General features: G+C 71.3%; 16 protein-coding genes. 8 read left to right on the top strand and 8 right to left on the bottom strand.

The window, feature by feature from the left end:
- Positions 1–32: 32 nt before the first annotated feature.
- Entirely contained in the window at positions 33–2,456 is a 2,424-nt protein-coding gene (locus tag IF22_RS0107295; RefSeq protein WP_387219823.1) for a M28 family peptidase, read from the top strand.
- Between the two features lie 88 nt (positions 2,457–2,544).
- Here the strand turns inward: IF22_RS0107295 and IF22_RS0107290 are convergent, their stop codons facing one another.
- Positions 2,545–4,152, bottom strand: a complete 1,608-nt coding sequence (locus IF22_RS0107290; RefSeq protein ID WP_030329772.1) for a hypothetical protein — start codon at positions 4,150–4,152, stop codon at positions 2,545–2,547.
- 288 nt (positions 4,153–4,440) lie between these two features.
- Here IF22_RS0107290 and IF22_RS0107285 point away from each other — a divergent pair, with 288 nt between their 5' ends.
- Positions 4,441–4,782 (top strand): hypothetical protein, encoded by a 342-nt coding sequence (locus tag IF22_RS0107285; RefSeq protein ID WP_030329771.1) that lies wholly within the window; start codon positions 4,441–4,443, stop codon positions 4,780–4,782.
- Positions 4,783–4,866: 84 nt separating this feature from the next.
- Here IF22_RS0107285 and IF22_RS0107280 read toward each other — a convergent pair whose 3' ends face one another.
- Positions 4,867–6,315: an ATP-binding protein gene (locus tag IF22_RS0107280; RefSeq protein WP_030329770.1), complete on the bottom strand. Its 1,449-nt coding sequence runs from the start codon at positions 6,313–6,315 to the stop codon at positions 4,867–4,869.
- A 144-nt stretch (positions 6,316–6,459) separates the two neighbouring features.
- Between IF22_RS0107280 and IF22_RS0107275 the strand changes: the two genes are divergently transcribed.
- Complete coding sequence (locus IF22_RS0107275; RefSeq protein WP_030329769.1) at positions 6,460–7,086, top strand: class I SAM-dependent methyltransferase; 627 nt, start codon at positions 6,460–6,462, stop codon at positions 7,084–7,086.
- A 297-nt stretch (positions 7,087–7,383) separates the two neighbouring features.
- On the opposite strand, the gene IF22_RS0107265 is transcribed toward IF22_RS0107275, so the two are convergent.
- The 3 genes from IF22_RS0107265 to IF22_RS0107255 form a co-directional block, all read right to left on the bottom strand.
- On the bottom strand, positions 7,384–7,638 hold the full coding sequence (locus tag IF22_RS0107265) for a Smr/MutS family protein (protein WP_030329768.1): 255 nt from the start codon (positions 7,636–7,638) through the stop codon (positions 7,384–7,386).
- A gap of 118 nt (positions 7,639–7,756) precedes the next feature.
- The gene (locus IF22_RS0107260) at positions 7,757–8,125 is read right to left on the bottom strand and encodes a tetratricopeptide repeat protein (RefSeq protein ID WP_030329767.1); all 369 of its coding nucleotides are present in this window, start codon (positions 8,123–8,125) and stop codon (positions 7,757–7,759) included.
- 119 nt (positions 8,126–8,244) lie between these two features.
- Positions 8,245–9,015, bottom strand: a complete 771-nt coding sequence (locus IF22_RS0107255; protein ID WP_030329766.1) for an ROK family protein — start codon at positions 9,013–9,015, stop codon at positions 8,245–8,247.
- Positions 9,016–9,077: 62 nt separating this feature from the next.
- Between IF22_RS0107255 and IF22_RS0107250 the strand changes: the two genes are divergently transcribed.
- The 3 genes from IF22_RS0107250 to IF22_RS0107240 all read left to right on the top strand — a co-directional run bounded on the left by IF22_RS0107250 (position 9,078) and on the right by IF22_RS0107240 (position 12,173).
- Positions 9,078–10,715: an ABC-F family ATP-binding cassette domain-containing protein gene (locus IF22_RS0107250; protein WP_030329765.1), complete on the top strand. Its 1,638-nt coding sequence runs from the start codon at positions 9,078–9,080 to the stop codon at positions 10,713–10,715.
- A gap of 38 nt (positions 10,716–10,753) precedes the next feature.
- Positions 10,754–11,062 carry a hypothetical protein gene (locus IF22_RS0107245; protein ID WP_030329764.1) on the top strand — a complete coding sequence of 103 codons (309 nt, stop codon included), beginning with the start codon at positions 10,754–10,756 and terminating at the stop codon, positions 11,060–11,062.
- 385 nt (positions 11,063–11,447) lie between these two features.
- Positions 11,448–12,173 (top strand): methyltransferase domain-containing protein, encoded by a 726-nt coding sequence (locus IF22_RS0107240; RefSeq protein ID WP_030329763.1) that lies wholly within the window; start codon positions 11,448–11,450, stop codon positions 12,171–12,173.
- Here the strand turns inward: IF22_RS0107240 and IF22_RS0107235 are convergent.
- Together IF22_RS0107235 and IF22_RS0107230 are read right to left on the bottom strand one after the other, a co-directional pair.
- Entirely contained in the window at positions 12,153–13,178 is a 1,026-nt protein-coding gene (locus IF22_RS0107235; protein ID WP_030329762.1) for a LacI family DNA-binding transcriptional regulator, read from the bottom strand. The two genes, IF22_RS0107240 and IF22_RS0107235, sit on opposite strands and share 21 nt — an antisense overlap.
- A gap of 119 nt (positions 13,179–13,297) precedes the next feature.
- On the bottom strand, positions 13,298–14,800 hold the full coding sequence (locus IF22_RS0107230; protein ID WP_036410999.1) for an amino acid permease: 1,503 nt from the start codon (positions 14,798–14,800) through the stop codon (positions 13,298–13,300).
- A gap of 202 nt (positions 14,801–15,002) precedes the next feature.
- Between IF22_RS0107230 and IF22_RS0107225 the strand changes: the two genes are divergently transcribed.
- Both IF22_RS0107225 and IF22_RS0107220 read left to right on the top strand, forming a co-directional pair.
- On the top strand, positions 15,003–16,664 hold the full coding sequence (locus IF22_RS0107225; protein ID WP_030329760.1) for a glycoside hydrolase family 10-like protein: 1,662 nt from the start codon (positions 15,003–15,005) through the stop codon (positions 16,662–16,664).
- A 179-nt stretch (positions 16,665–16,843) separates the two neighbouring features.
- A complete protein-coding gene (locus tag IF22_RS0107220) occupies positions 16,844–17,377 on the top strand; it encodes a phospholipase (protein ID WP_030329759.1) in 534 nt (177 codons plus the stop codon).
- A 114-nt stretch (positions 17,378–17,491) separates the two neighbouring features.
- Here the strand turns inward: IF22_RS0107220 and IF22_RS32915 are convergent, their stop codons facing one another.
- Positions 17,492–20,332, bottom strand: a complete 2,841-nt coding sequence (locus IF22_RS32915; protein WP_036410998.1) for an ATP-binding protein — start codon at positions 20,330–20,332, stop codon at positions 17,492–17,494.
- Between the last annotated feature and the right edge of the window lie 45 nt (positions 20,333–20,377).

Genomic DNA, 20,377 nt, shown 5'->3' with positions numbered 1-20,377 from the left:
ACCCCAGGCCCCACCATCCCCGAGGAGTCCCCGTGGGCGCATCCACCACGCCGGCCGAGACGGGCACGCGGCCCCGTCCCATTCCGGGCGTACCCCCTGCCGACCGCGCGCTGACCCGGCCACGCCGGCGGCTCGTGGCCGCCGCGGCGGCGCTCGTCGCGCTGACCGCGCTCGGCGCCGGCAGTCTGCTCGACCTGCGCACCCCGACCCCCCGGCCGACCGACGCACCGGCCGACGCGTTCAGCGCCGACCGGGCGTACGAGGACGTCCAGGTGATCGCCGCCCGGTCCCACGTCGCCGGCAGCTCCGCCAACGAGCAGGTCCGGGCGCACCTTGAGCAGCAGCTGCGCGGGCTGGGCCTGGAGACCGAGGTACAGGACACGGTGGCGCCGGAGGCCGGTCAGCTCAGCGGCGCGGCGGGCGGCGCGACGGTCGCCCGGGTCCGCAACGTGGTGGCCCGGCTGCCCGGTACCGACTCGACCGGTCGGGTCTTCCTGGTCGCCCACTACGACTCGGTGCAGACCGGGCCGGGTGGCAACGACGATGCGGCCGGCACGTCGGCCATCCTGGAGGTGGCCCGCGCGCTGACCACCGGCCCCCGGCCCCGCAACGACATCGTCTTCGTGCTGACCGACGCCGAGGAGGCGTGCCTCTGCGGGGCCGCCGCGTTCGCCGCCAGTCATCCGCTCGCCGCCGACGGTGGGGTGGTGCTCAACCTGGAGGCGCGGGGCTCCACCGGGCCGGTGATCATGTTCGAGACGTCCCGGAACAACGCGAAGCTGGTGGACATCTTCGGCCGGGCCGCACCGCACCCGGTCGGCACCTCGTTCGCTGTGGAGATCTACCGTGCGCTGCCCAACGACACCGACTTCACCGCCTTCCTCGATCAGAAGTTCGTCGGGCTGAACTCGGCGTACATCGACGGCGGGGCGATCTACCACACGCCGTTGGACACTCCGGCCGCCCTGGACCGGGGCAGCCTCCAGCAGCACGGGGACAACGCGTTGGGCCTGGCCCGGGAGTTCGGCGGCGTCGACCTGACCGACCTGCGCTCCGGGCACGACGCCACCTACTTCCCCGTCCCCGGTGGGCTGGTCCGCTACCCGGGCACGCTCACCCTGCCGTCGGCAGTGCTCGCGCTGGTCGCGGTGGCCGCCCTGGCCTGGCTGACCCGCCGCAGCGGCCGGGCCAGCACCGGCCGGCTGGCCGCCGGCTTCGCGCTGGCCCTGGTGCCGATCATCGCCGCGCCGGTCGCCGCCCAACTGCTCTGGCTGGCGATCACCACGATCCGACCGGGGTACGCGGAGCTGCTCGACCCGTACCGGCCGATCTGGTACCGGCTGGCCGTTGTGGCGCTCGCCGCCGCCATCCTGTTCGCCTGGTACGCGCTGACCCGCCGCCGGATCGGCCCGGCCGCGCTCGCCGTCGGCGGACTGGCCTGGCTGGCAGTGCTCGGGGTGCTGCTCGCCGTGGCGGTGCCGGGTGGGGCGTACCTCACCACACTGCCGGCGCTGGCCGGCGCCGTCGGCGGGCTGGTCGCGCTGCGTACCCGGCAGACCGGGCCGTGGCCGGTGGTGGCGGTGACGGCCGCCGCGGCCGTCGGCGTGGTCATCCTGCTGCCCACCGTGGTGCTGCTCTTCCCCGCGCTGGGGATGGCGATGGGCGGGGTGGCCGCGCTGGTGGCGGTGCTGCTCGGCCTGGTCGCCCTGCCGGTGGTCGACCTGCTGCACCCGCAGGCCGGCGGCCAGCGCGGGATGCTCGCGCTGCGGGCCCGGCGGCTCGCGGTGCTGCCGGCCGGCGCGGCCGCCGTGGCGGCGGTGGTGCTCGCCGGGGTCGGGCTGGCCGTCGACCGCTTCGACGCCGCCCACCCGGTGCCGACCCACCTGATGTACGCCATGGACGCCGGCACCGGCCAGGCCCGTTGGCTCAGCCACGAGAGCGACCCGCAGCCGTGGACCGACGGTTACGTGGACGGGGTGACCGACATCGGCGACGACTTCCCCGGGCTCGGCGACGCTGAGCTGCGGGCCGGCCCGGCGCAGGCGGCGAACCTGCCGGCGCCGAAGCTGGAGTTGGTGCTGACCGACGCCGCCGCCGGTAACGTACGCACCCTGCGGCTGCGGCTCACCCCGCAGCGGGTCGCCCGGATCGCCACACTGCACGTCGACACGTCGACCGCCACGGTGCTGCGCGCCGAGGTGGCGGGGCGGTCGGTGCCGGTGGAGCCCCGGGACGGCAAGTGGGGCTTCGGGCTGGTGTTCCACGCCCCGCCGGCCGAGGGCATCGAGGTCACGTTGGCGGTGCGGCCGATCGCCGGGCAGGTGGCGCTGCGGGCGATGGACGCCAGCGACGGCTTGGACGCGCTGCCCGGCTTCCGGCCCCGGCCGCCGGCCGTCGGCGTCGTCGGGTCGCACAGCTCGGAAATGCTGGCGGTCGCCCGCACCTACCAGTTCTAGAACGACGACGGCGGCGGGGGACCGTCTCCGGTCCCCCGCCGTGTCACTCAGCAGAGCTGGTCGAACCTGACTCCTGGCGCGTCCGCCCCTACTCGCTGCGGATGGTCAGCCGCTTACGCCGGCCGTAGTGCAGCAGGAGGAACCCGACCACCAGCATCCCCACGCCGACGGCACCGAACGTGACCAGGGGCAGACCGGTCAGGGGCAGGCCGCCACCGCCACCCGACGCGGGCGATGACGGCGATGCCGCCCCCGGGACCGACGCCGACCCGCTCGGGGTCGGAGTGGCGGTGGCCGGTGGCGATCCGCTCGGCCCTGGGCTGGGCGTGGCAGACGCCGAGGGCGACGGGGTGGGCGGCGTCCCCTTGACAACGTTGATCGTCACGTTCGACTTTTCCGAAAAGTCGAACGGATAGCGCCGCACTTCGCCCCCGTACGCATTGTCCTCCTCCACGCGCAGGGAGAACTTCAGGCTCAGCCGCTGACCATTGCCGACGACCCCACGCCAGCCGCACAGATACTGTTCGCGGCCCAGCGGTGCCGGATTTGTCAGCGCGGGCTCGACATAGTCCATATGCGGAATTATGTCAAAGCACGAGTCCGGAACCGCTACCGCCTTGGTGCGGAAGGGGATTTGGACAAGCAGCAACGGGTCACGGCTGAGCGCTTCGCCACCGTTGTCGAATCCCACTTCCAGCGGCGCCACGTCGCCCGTCTTCTGGTAATAGACCGTACTGGCGAACAGCTTCACCTTCTCGTAGTCGGAGGCGAGCTTGCTGTCGGTCTGGATGGTCTGCTCAGCCGATGCCTCGAACAAGTGGGGAGCGGCCTCGGTGACAGCGGGCGCGTTATCAACAACGAGCTTGGGGCCACCGCCCGGCACGCCCAGCTCCGTTGGCGCCACGGCACGAACCGCCTCGATCTTCGGCAGGCGGACCGACGACGGCTGGATGCCCGCGAGCAGGCTCACCTTCTTACCGGAATCCGCCCTGACCTTCACCCGAACGGGGACCACGAACGTCCGACCCGGCGCAAATTCCTGGTCGAAACGGCACCAGAGCAACTCGACGCCGTTGTAGGAGCAGTTGGAGAACCGGTCCACCGCCTCAGCCGGCCACAGGCCTGAGCTCAGGTCCTGCACACCACGTGGCGGACCGCCGCCCCTGAAGTCGAGGACCACGCCGCGCGCCGGCACCGTGCCGGAAACCTTGAACCCGAAGCGGGCGGTAACCGTGTCACCCGGCGCAGCGGTCAGGGTCGGCATGACAACGCGCCCTACCGTCAACTGGTCAACCGCGATGATCTCGGTCTGCACATTCGCCGGCGCGTAACCCTTGACCTCGACGGTCGTCCGGACGGTGCCGACAACGCCGCTGGGCAGAGTCGAGCCTTGCGGTGAGGCGTACCCGAATGCGCTCGCCGTCTGGCTGGCACCCAACCCGAACCGTGCGTACTCCCGGCACGTAACGACATCGCCGACGCGTTCGCAACCCTCGTCGTCGAACGAAAACATCATCTTGTCTTTGATTTCGCTGATGTCCGACCTGGTCGTCACCTCCGTAGCCTGGCGCTTGTCCAGCCCAAGCTGAATGTCGAGGTGGTACAGCGTGGATGACAGGCCTGCCCGGATGAGACTTTGGGCCGGGATCGCCGCCTTCAACTGCGGCAGCGCCGCGGCTGACGCCTGCGCGGGCACCGTCGCGACAGGAACGATAGAACCAACAAAACAGACAAAAGTGGCCGCAGCTATTCGCCGGGCAACCTTATTCCACCTGAACAAACCAGACCCCCGTGGATCCTCGTTTTTGGACCGCCGGAGCATAACGCAGCCTGAATTGAACGGCCGTCCCGCGACGAAGGGCCCATCGGGCAAAAGGGAATAGCGGCCGCAGCAACGAGGCAGTGCGGCTGGACGGCGCGGCTGGACGGTGCGGCGCGCCTGGCCCAGGCTGCTCGCCCGCTCACAACAGCGGATACTTCGCTCATGACGCTGGCTCCGCCCCGCACCGACCTCGCCGACGCGCGCTCCTCGTTCCTGGTGCTGGCCGGCTGGTACGTGGCCGCCGTCGTGTCGTTCGGTCTGTTCCTCAGCACGCTCTCCGGTTCGGTCCCGGCGAACTGCGGCGAGGCGTGCGACTCCGAACGGTCGAGGGCGCTGCTCTTCGGGCTCTACGTGGCCCTGCCGGCGGCGTTCCTCGCGCTGTTGGTCAGCCTGGCGACGCTCGCGGTGCTCCTCTCCCGTGCCCGGATCCGCTCGTCAGCCCTGGTGGGCACCCTCTCCGCGCTGCCGCTGCTCGCCTGCGCACTCCTCACCGCCAGCCTCTGACCCCCGTTGCTGTAGTGCCGGGGTCAGACGAGGTGCAGCCTGCCCGTTCCCCGGCCGCCTGTGCCGATCCACCGTTGGACAGCGTCAGGCCGACCACGCCTGGAGGACGTCGTTCGGCCCCCACACCAGGTGCACGGCCTCGGCCGGGAGGTCGACTCCGGAGCGGCTGACGACGACCAGGCCGCTGACCCCGGGCTGAAAACCCGGGATCAGCGGGGCATCGCGGCGCAGTTCGTCGAGATGACGTCGGTCGAAGGGGCCGTCCTGCCACTTGATCGAGCCGGCGAACGCGATGCGGGAGGCGATCGGGGCGCGGTCCGCGCCGACAAGATCGATTTCCGGGTTGGACTGCCGATTCCACCAGCCGCCGACTTCCCAGGTGTCGGTCCAGGGCAAACCGCCGGCCCCGGCGCTGATGGCGAGCGCATCGCGGATGAGCGGCTCGACGGCGTTGCCCCGCCAGGATGACCACCGACTGTCGAGGATGGCGCGGGCGGCCGCTGACCGGTCGCGCAGCACCAGTTGGTGCACATCCCGAAGAATGGCGAGATACAGGCGCAGATTGCTGTCGGCGATCCGGTACTGGGCCAGCTTGCTGGGCTTGGTGGACAGCGGCTTGTCGACGGCGAGGACCTGTTTCTCCTCGACGAGCCGGTGCAGCAGCGGGGACAGGGTGCCGGAGCTGACCGGGCCGCCGCGGTCCCCGGCGGCAGCGGCGATGTTGCTGAACGTACGGCTACCTGCCCCACCGACCGCTTCCAGGATGCGTCGGGCAGTGTCCGGGGCGGGAAACTCCGACGCCAGAGACTGCTCGGGGACGGTGAACAACGCCGACGTCTTGTTGGAGATCTCCTGACCCAGGAAATCGGCGGGGGGCGTACCCGGGGACCACTCCAGAGCCACACCGGGCAACCCGCCGGTGATCAGGTGCGCATCGATCGCGTCCGCGCCGCTCAACCCGGTCACCGCGGCGGTTTCGGCGGGATTGAACGGGCCGAGGACCATGTTCGTGGCCCTGCCGTAGAACGGGCGGTCGTACTCGGTGAACCGCTGCATCATGTGCAGATCACTGCCGAGCAGCAGCAGTAGCACCGGCTTGCCGGAGATGAGCCGGTCCCAGGCGACCTGAAGGTGCCCGTCGAACGTCGTGTCCTGCTCGGAGATCCAGGGCAGTTCGTCCAGGACGACCACACTCGGCGTATCGGGCAGGACGCCCGCCAGGACCCGCAGCATGTCTCCCCAGCCACCGGCCGGTGGCTGGGACGGCAGCAGGTCACGACCGCTGGAGGTGAGCAGCGACGAGTCGCGCAGGGCACCGAGAAAGTAGCCGACCGCTTCGATGCTCGATGCGCCCTTGACCGCAGTGTAGAAGCAGTACGGCAGGTCGACCCTGTCGCACAACTCCTGCACCAGCCGCGACTTGCCCACCTGGCGGCGACCACGGATGGCGACGGAACGGCCCTGACCGGTGCGCTTCACATGATCAAGCTGCTTGCCGAGCAGGTCGAGTTCCGTCCGGCGGCCGATGAACATCGACCCTCCCGAAGCTAGATTCAATCTTACTTCGAGACAGTCTACCTACCTCAGCAGGGAACTGATCCACCACTGCGCCGAGATTTGCCTGCTGTGCGACCTCTACCGCTGGCAGGCGACACCGAGCCTCGTAGGGTTCCCGGAATGAGCAGGAACGACGAGCGTGAATTGGTACGACGGGGGTACGACACGCTCTCCTACCACTATCGATCGGACGACGCCGACGACGGCCAGTACGGTCCCTGGCTGGCCGACTTACACCAGCGCCTACCTGCCTCAGCAGGGGTCCTCGACCTCGGGTGCGGCTGCGGGGTGCCGGTCGCCCGCTTCCTCGCCAACGCGGGACACCGCGTGACCGGCGTTGACGTCAGCGACGTGCAGATCGAGCGGGCACGCCGCCTGGTGCCAAACGGCACCTTTCTCCACTCGGACGCCACCCGGCTCGACCTGCCGCCGGCCTCCTTCGATGCCGTGGTTTGCCTCTACGCCCTCATCCATATGCCCCTGGCCGACCAGCCGCAGCTCATCAAGAGCATCGCCACCTGGTTACGCCCCGGCGGCTGGCTGCTCACCACCGTCGGCAACACCGCCTGGACAGGCACCGAGGACAACTGGCTCGATGGCCCCGCCACCATGTGGTGGAGCCACGCCGACGCCTCCAGTTACCGCGCCTGGCTGCAGCAGGCGGGGCTGACGATCAGCGCCGAGGATTTCGTCCCGGAGGGCAGCAGCGGGCACAGCCTCTTCTGGGCGCAGCGCCCACAGGGCTGACCTGGTCCGAGTCGTGTGCGAGGCTTCGGCGGTGACTGACCTCGGCGTCCGCGCAGCAACCTCGGCTGATCGGGTGGATGCGGCCAACCGACTTTGGCCTGGTTGCGGTCGGCCAAGCTGAGCGGTCAGTCGGCGCAGCCTGGTTCCGATACCTGACCGCCGCTGAAGGATTCCGCACGGTCGAGTCGTTCGAGGACGCGGACACGATGGTCGCTGAGGTCGGGGCCTGACGTGTGTAGTGCCAGCTCGTCGGCCGGGCTGGGCAGCCTGTCCGCAGTGCTTCCGTTGGCCGTGGTCTTACTTCCAGCGGAAGTGGACGAAGAGGCGGCCGAAGTTCTTCGAGTCCTTCTCCACCCGGTGGTAGAGCTGCTTGACATCCTTCTGGTCGAGGAACCGCAGCACCCGCTTCTTGAGCTGGCCGGACCCCTTACCCGGGATGATCTCGACGAGGGTGGCCTTCTTCGCCACCGCCTCGTCCATGATCCCGCGCAGGGCGCGGTCGATGTCGTGGCCCTTGTTGAAGATCTCGTGCAGGTCCAGCTTGAGCTTCATGCCGCAGCCCCCGGCCGGTCAGGTCCCATGTCCGCCATCCTAGGCACGTCCGCCGGGTCGTCCGACGACGAAGGGGCGGCCCCGTGGGACCGCCCCCGCACTCGTCACCGGGTCAGGCTCAGCGCCTGCCGCCCAGGCGGGTCTCCACCCGCTCCAGCGCGGTCCGGTAGTCGTCGTTGGCCGCGTACATCGCGGCGGCGATGCGCAGGTGCCGCAGCGCGTCGTTGTGCCGGTTGAGCCGTTCCAGCGTCCGACCGAGCACGTGGTGTGCGTAGTGGTCGCTGGGGTCCCGCTCGATAAGCTCGCGCAGGTGCTCCTCGGCCCGAGTGAGCTGGGCCGACTGGAAGTACGCCCGGGCCAGCAACTGCCGAACCGCCGCGTTGCCGGGTTCGGCGTCGATGATCGGCTCCAGCAGTCGGGCTGCCCCGCTGGGGTCACCGGTTTCGAAGAACATGGTCGCCCGCCGGTAGTCCGCCAGAAGATCCATCTGCCACCTCCTCGGGTCGCACCGTCACCTGTTCCGACGCTGGCACAACACTGGAAGTTTGGCGACTGTTCCCGGGGTCGAGATCGGGCCAGTTCCGGCCGCCCAGTGCCGCCGAAGGGTCAGGTGCGGGCGTCCCGGCGTCCGGCGGAGAGCTCCCAGGCGCGGACGCCGCCGACGATCCCGGCGGTGTTCGGCACCACCACCACGTCGTCGCCCATCCGGGCCAGCTGCTCGGGCCGGATCAGTCGGGAGTTGCCCCCGCCCAGGTAGAGCCGGTCCCAGCGGAACACCGGGCGGAGCCCGTCCACCACCTGCCGGATCCGCCGGGACCAGAAGGCGTCGCCGAGCCGTCGACGTTCCGGCTCGCCGACGTACGTGTCGTAGGTGGTGCCCCAGCGCACCGGCGCGTGCGACAGCTCCAGGTGCGGTGCGAGCACCCCACCGTCGAAGAGCGCGCTGCCCAGCCCCGTTCCCAGGGTCAGCACCAGCTCGCAACCGGTGCCGGCGACCACCCCGGCGCCGTGCACCTCGGCGTCGTTGAGCACCAGCGCCGGCACCCCGAACGCGTCGGCAAGCGCCCCCCGCGCGTCCCAGCCGGACCACTCGGCGAGCAGGTCCGGGTCGATCCGGGTGCGGGGGCCGTTGCGGGTGACGTAGTGCGGGGTGCTCACCACCACGCCGTGCCGGATCATCCCGGGTACGCCGACCGTGAGCCGGTCCGCCGTCGGCAGGCGCCCGCCCAGATCCAGCAGGGTCCGGACAAACAACGCGGGCGGCAGAGGGTACGGAGTGGGCACCCGCAACGGCCGGGCCCGCATCGTTCCCGCCTCGTCGAGCACGGACGCCTTGATGCCCCCGCCGCCGCAGTCGATCGCCAGTGTGGTCACCACGTCGTTGAGTCTGCCCGCTGCCGGCGGTTGGCATGCGGGCGGCCGGATAGGCTGCCGTCCTGATGAGCGCCACGATGATCGTCAAGGACCTGGCCGCCGGGCACGGCGACCGCCAACTCTTCGCCGGATTGGACCTGGTGGTCGCCCCCGGCGACGTGGTGGGGCTGGTCGGGCCGAACGGGGCCGGCAAGTCGACGCTGCTGCGTACCCTCGCCGGGTTGTTGCCGGTCGAGGCCGGCAGCGTGCGGCTCAGCCCACCCACCGCGAGCGTCGGACACCTGCCACAGGAGCCGGAGCGGCGGCCGGGCGAGACGGTCCGCGACTTCCTGGCCCGCCGGACCGGGGTGACCGGCGCGCAGGCGGCACTGGACGCGGCGACCGAGGCGCTGACCGCCGGGGCGGCGGGCGCGGACGACGCGTACGGCGACGCGTTGGAGCGCTGGCTCGCCCTGGGCGGCGCGGACCTGGACGAACGCGCCGAGCAGGTGAGCGCCGACCTGGGGCTCGCCGTCGACCTGGACCACCCGATGACCGGGCTCTCCGGCGGCCAGGCGGCTCGCGCCGGGCTGGCGTCGCTACTGCTCAGCCGGTACGACGTGTTCCTGCTCGACGAGCCGACGAACGACCTGGACCTGGCCGGGTTGGAACGGCTGGAGGAGTTCGTCACCGGGCTGCGGGCCGGCACGGTGCTGGTCAGCCACGACCGGGAGTTCCTTACCCGCACGGTGACCCGGGTACTGGAGCTGGACCTGCCGCAGCAGCAGGTCAATCACTACGGCGGTGGTTACGCGGCCTACCTGGAGGAGCGCGAGGTGGCCCGTCGGCACGCCCGCGCGGACTTCGAGGAGTACGCCGACACGAAGGCCGGCCTGGAGGCTCGGGCCCGCACCCAGCGTGGCTGGATGGAGAAGGGCGTGAAGAACGCCCGCCGCAAGGCCACCGACAACGACAAGATCGGCCGTAAGTTCCGCAGCGAGTCGAGCGAGAAGCAGGCCGCCAAGGCCAAGCAGACCGAACGGCTGATCGAACGGCTCGACGTGGTCGAGGAGCCCCGCAAGGAGTGGGAGCTGCGGATGGAGATCGCCGCCGCGCCCCGCGCCGGCGCCGTCGTGGCCACGCTGCGCGCAGCGGTGGTACGCCGGGGTGGCTTCACCCTCGGCCCGGTGGACCTCCAGATCGACTGGGCGGACCGGGTCGCGGTGACCGGGGCCAACGGCTCGGGCAAGTCCACCCTGCTGGCCGCGCTGCTGGGGCGGTTGCCGCTGGACGAGGGCACCGCCTCGCTCGGGCCCGGCGTGGTGGTGGGCGAGGTGGACCAGGCCCGTGGGTTGTTCCTCGGCGACGCGCCACTGATCGACGCGTTCCACGCGGCCGTACCCCATCTGTCGCCGGCCGACGCGCGGACCCTGCTGGCGAAGTTCGGGCTGCGCGCGGCGCACGTGCCCCGACCCGCGGCTACCCTCTCGCCCGGTGAGCGGACCCGGGCGGCGCTGGCCCTGCTGCAGGGCCGTGGGGTCAACCTGCTGGTGCTGGACGAGCCCACCAACCACCTGGACCTGCCCGCCATCGAGCAGCTCGAATCGGCGCTGGCCAGCTATCCCGGAACGCTGCTGCTGGTCACCCACGACCGGCGGATGCTGGCCGCCATCGAGACCAACCGGCGACTGCGGGTCGACGGCGGGCGGATCGCCGAGGATTGATCCGTGCCGGCGGGCCGGCGCGGGGTGAGAATGACGCCATGCTCAAGTGGGAGTACGCCCTGCTGGTCCGCCGCCGCCAGGCCGCGACCAACGACCTCGGCTGGGAGGTCGTCTTCGTCTGGTACGGCCCGGACGGCTCGATGGTCGACGTGACGCCCTACGGCGACACCTCGCTGGCCCACCTGAACCGGGCCGGCGACCAGGGCTGGGAGTTGGTCGCGATGAGCGAGGACCCGTCCCTGCCCGGCAACCACGAACTGCACCGCTATCACCTCAAGCGGCCAAAGCCCGCCGACCCGCCACCTCGCCAGCGGATGCGCGGCGGACGCCGCACCATCTCCGGCTGACACGCGGCCCGGCCCGTGCCGGCGCGAAGCCCGATGCCGGCGCGAAGCCCGATGCCGGCGCGAAGCCCGATGCCGGCGCGAAGCCGATGCCGGCGCGAAGCCGATGCCGGCGCGAAGCCGATGCCGGCGCGAAGCCGATGCCGGCGTTGAGCATGATGCCAAGGAGACATCGTGATGCCGGTGTGGCATCACGATGATTGCGGCCCCGGCTCGCATCTCGCGACACGCGTGTGGGCAGCCTCGCCCAGTGAGCGGCGAGGTGATGCGGCCCCGGCCCGCATCCCGCGACACGCGCGTGAGTGGCCTCGCCCGAGCGAGCAGCGATGTGGACGAGCGGGGCATAACGGGCGCGATTGCGGGTATCGCGCGGCGGGAGGTGACCCGAATGGTCGCTTTGGCGCAGACTCCACCCTCGGCCGACCGGCTGCGGGCGATCGACGAATTCCTCGCCCAGGCATGGGCGGACCAGGTCCGCCACGATGAGCGGTTGCGGGACCTGACGGTCGAGGTGCGCTTCGACCGGGGGGTGGCCCATCTGAGCGGCGAGGTGGCCGAGCCCGCCCAACTGCGGCTGGTGCGCGACCTGGTGGGGCGGCTCGCCGGGGTCTACGGCGTCTGGTGCCGGGTCGGCATCGGCGGGCGGGCGCCGGTGGTCGTGGACCTCGGTTGCGGGCCGACCAAGCAGTGGTCGAGCAACCTGGGGCTGGACATCTACCCGGCGCCCGGCGTGGACGCCGTCGCGGACCTGTCCGGCTCACTACCGCTCGCCGACAACTCGGTGGACGTCCTCTTCGCTGTGCACATCCTGGAGCACCTGATCGACTTCCTGCCGCTGGTCGACGAGTGTCACCGGGTGCTCCGCCCCGGCGGCGTGCTGCACGTGATGAGCCCCTGGTGGGGGCATGTGAACGCGGTGGCCGACCCGACCCACGTGCGGCTGATGGACGTGCAGACGTTCAAGGGGATCTGTCAGCTCCGGCCCCCGGGCACCCCGCGCTGGTACCCGCTGCACGCCGGCTGCGACGGCGCCTCGATCTTCGCCGACCTGACCCCCCTCCCCCCGGACGCCGACCCGGCACCCCAATCCCACCTAGCCCGCTTCTTCGACTGACCCGGTCCGGGTGGATTCGCGGAGGTGGAGGCGGTACGGGGCGGTTAGTTGCCGGGTGGGGAGGGTGGGGTTGCCGGTCAGGCGGTCGGCGAGGAGTTGGACGGCCAGGCGGGCGATCTGCTCCTTGTCCGGGGCGACGGTGCTCAGGGCCGGGATGGCGAACCTGCCGTCCTCGATGTCGTCGAAGCCGGCCACCGCCACGTCCTCGGGCACCCGCAGGCCGGCCTCGTGCAGCGCGCGCAGGACACCGAGGGCCAGCGTGTCGTTGAAACAGAAGACGGCGTCGGGGCGTACTCCGGAGGTGAGCAGGCCGCGCATCGCGGCCGCGCCGTCCGCGCGGTGCCAGGCCGGCGCGGACGCCACCAGGGCCTGGTCGTCGTCGAGCCCGGCGGCGCGCAGCGCGTCCCGGTAACCGGCCAGGCGCAGCCGGGCGCTGGCGCCCTCGTCGGTGCGCTGCGCGCCGACGGCGGCGATCCGGCGACGCCCCAACCGGATCAGGTGGTCGGTGACCTCCCGGGCTGCCGCCACGTTGTCGATCACCACACGATCCGCCGGGCCGTCTGCGATCCGCTCGCCGAGCAGCACCATCGGGGTGCCGTCCAGGCCGGCCAGGTCCGCCGCGGTGAGCCCCAGCGGGCTGATGATGAGCCCGTCGATCAGGTGGCCGGTGATGCCTGAGGCGAGCACCCGTTCCTGCTCCCGCCGACCGCCGGTCTGGTCGATCAGCACCGTCCAGCCGTGCTCGGCGGCGGCGGTGACCACGTAGCGGGCCAGCTCGGCGAAGTACGGGATGTCCAGCTCCGGAACGGCCAGCGCGATCACGCCGGTACGCCCCTTGCGGAGGTGCCGGGCGGAGAGGTTGGGCCGGTAGTTGAGTTCGCTGATCGCCTCCTCGACCCGTGCCCGGGTGTCCGGTCGGACATGGACGTGGCCGTTCACCACGTTGGAGACGGTCTTCACGGAGACGCCGGCTCGCTCGGCCACGTCCTTGAGTCTGTGTCGCACGCCGCAACCTCCCCGAGGTGACGGGCGCACCATACCGTCAGCGCCACCGCCGCCAGGGGTACCAGCGACAGGGAAAGGGCCCCTCGCAGCGGCAAGGGACCCTTCCTCGTTCCGTCGGATCAGCTGTCGGCGGTCGGCTCACGGGGACCCGGGGCGACTGCGGGCTCGTGTCGGGCCAACCGGTTGCGGCGGTAGCCGTAACCGAAGTAGATCAACGCGCCGAGCAGCATCCAGGCCAGGAACCGCAGCCAGGTCTCCACCGACAGGTTGAGCATCAGGTAGAAGCAGGCCAGCGCCGAGACGATCGGCAGTACCGGCGAGAACGGCACCCGGAACGGCCGCTCCAGGTCCGGCCGCCTGCGGCGCAGGATCGGCACCGCCACCGACACCAGCACGAAGGCGCAGAGCGCGCCGATGCTGACCAGGTCGGCCAGCGCGGACAGCGGCAGGAAGCCGGCCAGCAGCGCGACCGCCACCGTCATGATCGCCGAGATCCGGTACGGGGTGCCCCAACGCGGGTGCACCTTCGCGATCGAGGGTGGGATCAGCCCGTCCCGGGCGATGGCGAAGCCGATCCGGCCCATGGCTACCAGGTCGACCAGGATGACGCTGGTCAGGCCCGCGACGGCGGCGATGGAGACCAGTACTGCCGCCCAGCCCGCGCCGACCGACTCGAAGGCGGACGCGATCGGGGCGCCCCTGTCGATCTCGGTGTACGGCACCATCCCGACCACCACGAGCGACACGCCGACGTAGAGCACCGTGGAGATCAGCAGCGTGCCGAGCAGGCCCAGGGTGAGATCCCGCTTGGGCTTGCGCGTCTCCTCGCCGAGGTTGGCCACGGCCTCGAACCCGGTGTACGCGAAGAAGACCACGGCGGCGGCGCTGAGCACCCCGACGAAACCAAAGACCGACGGCTCCAGCCCGAACAGCGCCTGGGTGACCGGTTGCTTGATGCCGTCGTCGCCGCTTCCGGCGGGCTCGGCCGACGGGATGAACGGGGTGAGGTTGGCGGCCTTGACGAAGAACAGCCCGGCGACCACCACGAAGACACAGATGGCCACCTTGACCAGCACCAGCAGGTTGGTGATCCGGGCGGATTCGCGGATGCCGACGATCGCCACGATGCCGAGGATCAGCACGATGGCGATGGCGCCAACGTTGACGGTGCTGCCCTCCTCGCCGAACCACCGGGTCGGCAGGTCGAGCAGTTCGGCGAGGTAGCCGGACCAGCCCCGGGCCACCACCGCGGCGCCGAGCGCGAACTCCAGCAGCAGGTCCCAGCCGATGATCCAGGCGACGATCTCGCCCATCGTGGCGTACGCGTAGGTGTAGGCGCTGCCGGCGGTCGGCACGCTGGAGGCCAGTTCGGCGTAGCAGAGGGCGGCGAGCAGGGCCACCACGCCGGCGATGGCGAAGGAGATCACCACGCCCGGCCCGGCGCTGTCCCGGGCTTCGATCCCGGTGAGCGTGAAGATGCCGGTGCCGATCACGATGCCGATGCCGAAGCCGGTGAGGTCGATCGCGCCGAGGCGCCGCTTCAGCCCCAGTTGGCCGTCGCTGCCGTCCGCCTCACCCTGGGCTATCACGTCCTTGATTGGTTTTGTGCGCAGCACGGACACCCGGTCACCCCTCCCACCGTGCGACCACCTCCGTGGCGGCCGGTGACCGCCGTTGCTACCCAGCGGCGCGATTGGTCAACCCCGAACTCTTGCGGCGATGGCCAGACTGTGAAAATTTCCTACCAGGAACGCGGACACCGACGGCGAATGTTGCCGCGCGCCGCGCGAAACATCCGGGAGCCCCACCGAAGGGACACACCGCATGAAAGCCACCCAACTCGGAGCCGCCGGGCTGGTCGCAGCCCTGCTCGGCACATTTGTCAGCGTCACCCCCGCGAGCGCCGCGCCCAGCGCGGCCGACACCACCACCACCGCTGCCTGCGCCACCGACCCGGCCACCCCCAAGCGACAGTTCCGGGCCATGTGGATCTCGTCGGTGGTCAACATCGACTGGCCCAGCAAGGCGTCCCAGACCGCGCCGGACCGGATCGCCGCCCAGCAGGCCGAGTACCGCGAACTGCTCGACCTGGCCGGGCGCCTGAACCACAACGCCGTCGTGGTGCAGGTCCGGCCCACCGCCGACGCGCTCTGGCCCTCGCCGTACGAGCCGTGGTCGGAATACCTGACCGGGGTACGCGGCCAGGACCCCGGCTGGGACCCGCTGGCCTTCCTGGTCGACGAGTCGCACAAACGGAACCTGGAGTTCCACGCCTGGTTCAACCCGTACCGCGTCTCCATGCCGACCCCCGGCGGCGCCGGCGCCGACCTGGCCCAACTCGCCCCCGGCCACCCGGCCCAACAGCACCCCGAGTGGACGTTCGCCTACCCACCGGCCGGAGTGGCCGGCAGCCGGCTCTACTACAACCCGGGAATCCCCGAGGTCCGCGAGTTCGTCCAGACCGCCATGATGGACGCGGTCAAGCGGTACGACATCGACGGCGTCCACTTCGACGACTACTTCTACCCCTACCCGAGCGGCACCTACCAGGTGCCGGACGACGCGACCTTCGCGGCCCACAACCGGGGCTTCACCGACCGGGCCGACTGGCGGCGGGACAACATCAACCTGTTGATCCAGGAGATGAACGGCAAGATCAAGGCGGCGAAGCCGTGGGTGAAGTTCGGGGTCAGCCCGTTCGGCATCTGGCGCAACAAGACCGCCGACCCGCTCGGCTCGGACACCACCGGCAGCCAGTCGTACGACATCATCTCCGCCGACACCCGTAAGTGGATCAAACAGGAGTGGATCGACTACGTGGTGCCGCAGCTCTACTGGTACATCGGCCAGTACCCGGCGGCGGACTACGCGCGCCTGGTGCCGTGGTGGGCCGAGACGGTGCGTGGCACCCGGGTGCAGCTCTACATCGGCCAGGCCGACTACAAGAGCGGCGACCCGGCGTACGGGTCGTTCTGGCAGAACCCACGCGAACTGTCCGACCACCTGACGCTCAACCGGTCGTACCCGGAGGTGCAGGGCAACGTGCACTTCTCCGCCGTGCAGGTACGGGCCAACCGGCTCGACGCCACCGACATCTACGCGGCTGAGCACTACTCCCGCCCGGCGCTGGTGCCGGCCATGCCCCACCTGCCGGCCCGCCCGCTGCTCTTCCCGGTGGTCACCAAGACGACCCGGCAGGCCGACGGGGTCCGGCTCACCTGGCGGCAGCCCGCCGACGGCGTCGGCCCGCTCGGCACCGCCACCTCGTACGCGATCTACCGGTTCGACGGCACCACGCTGCCCGTCCGGTGCGCCACTGCCGACGCGGCGAACCTGGTCGGCACCGTCCGCGCCACGGCCGGTGCCAGCCAGTCCTGGGTGGACACCTCGGCCGAGCCCGGCCGGCGCTACACCTACCAGCTGACCGCCCTGGACCGGTCCGCCAACGAGAGCCCCGCGAGCCCGCCGGCCTTCGTGCTGCGCTGACTCAGTTCCTGAATGCCCCGGACGCCACGCGCGTCCGGGGCATTCGTCTGTTTCAACGCATGTCACCAATAGTTGGCGAGGCACATACCGCGTAGTTGATCAGCTGATCGACACTCATCGACATCCGGTAACCCGCCGGTAACTTCGGTCCCACCGCTCACCCCCCGCGGAGGTAACCCGTGCCCCGACGTCTCGCCACCCTGCTCGCCTCGGGCGCGTTAGCGCTGCTCGCCACCCTCACCATCGCCTCCCCCGCCGCCGCCGTCACCCCCACCCAGAAGCTCTCCGTGCTGTCGAGCTGGACCCAGACCAGCGCGTCCAGCTACAACTCGTGGAACAGCGCCCGGGTCAACCGGGCCCCCTGGGCCGAGTACAACTTCAACTGGTCCACCGACTACTGCTCGTCCAGCCCCGACAACCCGCTCGGGTTCACCTTCAACCTGGGCTGCTACCGGCACGACTTCGGCTACCGCAACTACAAGGCGGTCGGCCAGTTCCCCGCCAACAAGTCCCGCCTCGACAGCGCCTTCTACGAGGACCTGAAGCGGGTCTGCGCCACGTACAACTCGGTCGTCCGGCCGGCCTGCTACAGCCTGGCCTGGACCTACTACCAGGCGGTCAGCATCTTCGGTTCGGTGGCAGCCGTCCAGCAGGCCGACATCGACCGCGCCGCCCGAATGAAGGCCGACGCCGAAGCCAAAGCCCGCCAGTAACCGCTGAACCCCACCCCCTGAACTGTGTTGATCAAGAGGTTTCGGTCACCGGAGGCGCGTTTTCTGACGCAAACCTCTTGATCAACACGGACAGGGGGTGGGCCAGGGTGGGGGTTAGGCGCCTTCGGTGCGGGTGGCCGGGTGGCGGTCGGGGTCGGCGGGACGGCGTGGGGTCGGCTGGGACAGGCCCGTACTGAAGCGGGTCGAATCCGCCGCGAGGTCCGGGTGTTCCACGTCCAGTGCGAGCGCGGCGGCCTCGTCCAACCCCAGTTCGGCACCCTCGCCGTACGCGTCGTCGAAGGCCGCGTCGCCCAGCACCGCGCGCAACTCCCCCTGCTGTTGCGCCCAGTAACCGCCGAAGATCCCCGGGGTGGCCCGCATGCTCGCCCGGGTCGCCTGCGCGGCACCGAACAGTCGGGCGGCGGTCAACCGCTCCCCGCCGATCGCACACCGCACCGCGACCGCGTTCAAGGTGTCACACGCCCGGCCGTGGTAGCCGTGGCCCATCCGCGAACGCAACGCCACCAGCAGGTGCTCGTGGGCGGCGATCACATCGCCACGGGCCAACGCGACCATCCCGAGCAGCATGTCCACCGAACGCCGGCCGCGCTCCACGGGGCGGGCCGCCTCCACCGGACGCACCGCGCCCAACAGCTCCGCCGCCTCCTCCAGGGCACCCCGCCGCCAGAGCAGCTCAGCCAGGCTGAACACCGCGAACAGCGCCTCGCCGACCACGTCCTGCCCGTGCGCCCAGTCGATGACCTCCCGGCACACCCGCTCGGCCTCGACGAACTGCCCCATGTCCACCAGCGGCGCGGCCCGGCCGGCGAGCACCCGGGCCAGCAGACCGGCGTCACCGGCCTGCCGGGCCGCCGCCTCCGCCCGCTGGGAGTAGCGCAGCTCCTCGGCGAACTCGCCATCGGCGCTCGCGTGCAACGAGTGCATGTGGTACGCCGCCGCCAGCTCCGCCTCCGGGATCCGCTCTCCCGTCTCCGCGATCCGCCCGTACAGCCGGAACAGCCACAGCCGCCCCTCCCGGGCCAGGCCCCGCTCCAGCCACCACTGGTCCAGCCCGCCCGCCAGACCGAGACCGGCGCGGGCGCTGCCGCCGGTGGCGCACCAGCGCAGCGCGGCGCGCAGCTCCCCCGCCAGCGGGTCGAGGGAATACAACGACAGCGTCACCGGCCGGCCGTCCTGGCCCAGGTGGGCCCGGTCCAACGCGTGGGCCGACCAGGCCACGTGCCGGTCCCGAGCGGCCTGTTCCTCACCCGCCTCGGCCAGCCGCCGCGCCGCGTACGCCCGGATGGGGTCGAGCATCCGGTAGGTGCTGCCGGCGGCCCTCGGCTCGGCCAACACCATCGACTTGTCCACCAGCACCGAGAGCGGGTCCAGCGGGTCGTCACCCAGTAGCCATTCCACCGTCTCCAGATCCACCGGGCCGGCGAAGACCGCCAGCCACCGCAGCAGGCGGGCGGCCCGGGGCCCCAGCGTCCGGTACGACCAGGTGACGGTGGCCTGCATGGTCAGATGCCGTTCGGTGGCCGAACGCTGCACCGCCCGGCTCGCCGGGCTCGGCGGTGACGCACCGGCCGCCGCCGCGACCAGGTCCACGGTGTCCTGCTGGTTGCCGGACCAGCCCCGCTCCACCGGCGGCGGGTCCGGGTCCACCCGGCCGGCGTCCAGGGTGCCGAGGACATCGTCCAGCCGCTCGGCGAGCTGGCCGACGGAGAGCACCCGCAGCCGGGCGGCGGCCAACTCGATGGCGAGCGGCAGCCCGTCCAGCCGCTGCACGACCCGACGCAGGTCGGCGGACTCGGCCGGGTCCGGCTGCCGACCGCCACGCGCCGCCGCCGTGCGGTCCAGCAGCAGCGCCACCGCGTCGCTCTCCGCACCGTCGGCGCGCGGGTCGACCGAGAGCGGCGGAATGCGCCACACCACCTCGCCGGGCAGGCTGAACGACTCGCGACTCGTCGCCAGCACCCGCACCCCGCTCCCGCCGGACAGCAACCGCGCGATCACCTCCGCGCAGGCGGCCGGTTGGGTGTCGCAGGTGTCCAGTACGACAAGCATCCGGCGGTTGGCCGCGTACTCGACGAGGGTGTCCAGCATCGGCCGGCCGGGCTCGGGACGCAGGCCCAGCACCGCGGCGATGGCGAACGCCACCAGCCCCGGGTCGGTCACCGAGGCGATGTCGACGAACCAGACCCCGTCCGGGTACGCCTCGACAACTCCGCTGGCCAGCTCCACCGCGAGTCGGGTCTTGCCCGCGCCACCCGCGCCCAGCACGGTGACCAGGCGGTGCTGCCGCACCAGCAGGCCCAGCTCGATGCGTTCGGCCTGCCGGCCGACGAACGACGTCACCTGGGTGGGCAGGTTGTGCGCCACCGCGTCGGCGGTGCGGGGCCGGGGGAACTGCCGCTCCAGGCCCGGGGCCACCAGTTGGAACAGTCGTTCCCGGTCGTCGAAGCCGCGTAGCCGGTGCAGACCGAGGTCGAGCAGTGTCGCACCCGGCGGCATCGGCTCGGCCCGACGTGCGGTGGACGCCGTGCAGAGCACCTGTCCGCCGTGCGCGGCGGCGGCCACCCGGGCGGCCCGGTGCACCTCGGGGCTGGCGTACTCGCCGTCGCGCGGCTCGGCGTAGCCGGTGTGCAGGCCCATCCGCACCCGCGGCGCGGCTTCGGCGGTGGGCCAGTCGTGGCTGGCCAGCGCGCGCTGGGCGGTCAGGCACGCGGTCATCGCCGCGGTGGCGTCCTCGAAGGCCAGGAAGAACGAGTCGCCCTCGGTCAGCAGCTCCGCGCCACCAGTGCTGGCCAGCGTGCGGCGCAGCAACCGTCGATGCGCGGCGAGCACCGGGCGATAGTCCGGACCCAGCAGCTGGGCCAGCCGGGTCGAGCCCTCGATATCGGTGAACACGAAGGTCACCCAACCGCTCGGGAGCTGGATCCGTGGCGACATGCGAGGAACCTCCGCCCGTGACGTCGGGTTCATGCTGCCTGAGTT

The sequence above is a fragment of the Micromonospora parva genome (assembly GCF_000718515.1).
Lineage (GTDB): Bacteria > Actinomycetota > Actinomycetes > Mycobacteriales > Micromonosporaceae > Micromonospora > Micromonospora parva.
This window is presented reverse-complemented; position numbering and strand designations above follow the sequence as displayed.

What these genes read in the sequence shown, in the direction of transcription:
- IF22_RS0107240 (WP_030329763.1), top strand. Translation starts at nt 11,448, where the DNA reads ATGGTCGCTTTGGCGCAGACTCCACCCTCGGCCGACCGGCTGCGGGCG.
- IF22_RS0107265 (WP_030329768.1), bottom strand. Translation starts at nt 7,638, where the DNA reads ATGAAGCTCAAGCTGGACCTGCACGAGATCTTCAACAAGGGCCACGAC.
- IF22_RS0107225 (WP_030329760.1), top strand. Translation starts at nt 15,003, where the DNA reads ATGAAAGCCACCCAACTCGGAGCCGCCGGGCTGGTCGCAGCCCTGCTC.
- IF22_RS0107260 (WP_030329767.1), bottom strand. Translation starts at nt 8,125, where the DNA reads ATGGATCTTCTGGCGGACTACCGGCGGGCGACCATGTTCTTCGAAACC.
- IF22_RS32915 (WP_036410998.1), bottom strand. Translation starts at nt 20,332, where the DNA reads ATGTCGCCACGGATCCAGCTCCCGAGCGGTTGGGTGACCTTCGTGTTC.
- IF22_RS0107285 (WP_030329771.1), top strand. Translation starts at nt 4,441, where the DNA reads ATGACGCTGGCTCCGCCCCGCACCGACCTCGCCGACGCGCGCTCCTCG.
- IF22_RS0107280 (WP_030329770.1), bottom strand. Translation starts at nt 6,315, where the DNA reads ATGTTCATCGGCCGCCGGACGGAACTCGACCTGCTCGGCAAGCAGCTT.
- IF22_RS0107275 (WP_030329769.1), top strand. Translation starts at nt 6,460, where the DNA reads ATGAGCAGGAACGACGAGCGTGAATTGGTACGACGGGGGTACGACACG.
- IF22_RS0107250 (WP_030329765.1), top strand. Translation starts at nt 9,078, where the DNA reads ATGAGCGCCACGATGATCGTCAAGGACCTGGCCGCCGGGCACGGCGAC.
- IF22_RS0107245 (WP_030329764.1), top strand. Translation starts at nt 10,754, where the DNA reads ATGCTCAAGTGGGAGTACGCCCTGCTGGTCCGCCGCCGCCAGGCCGCG.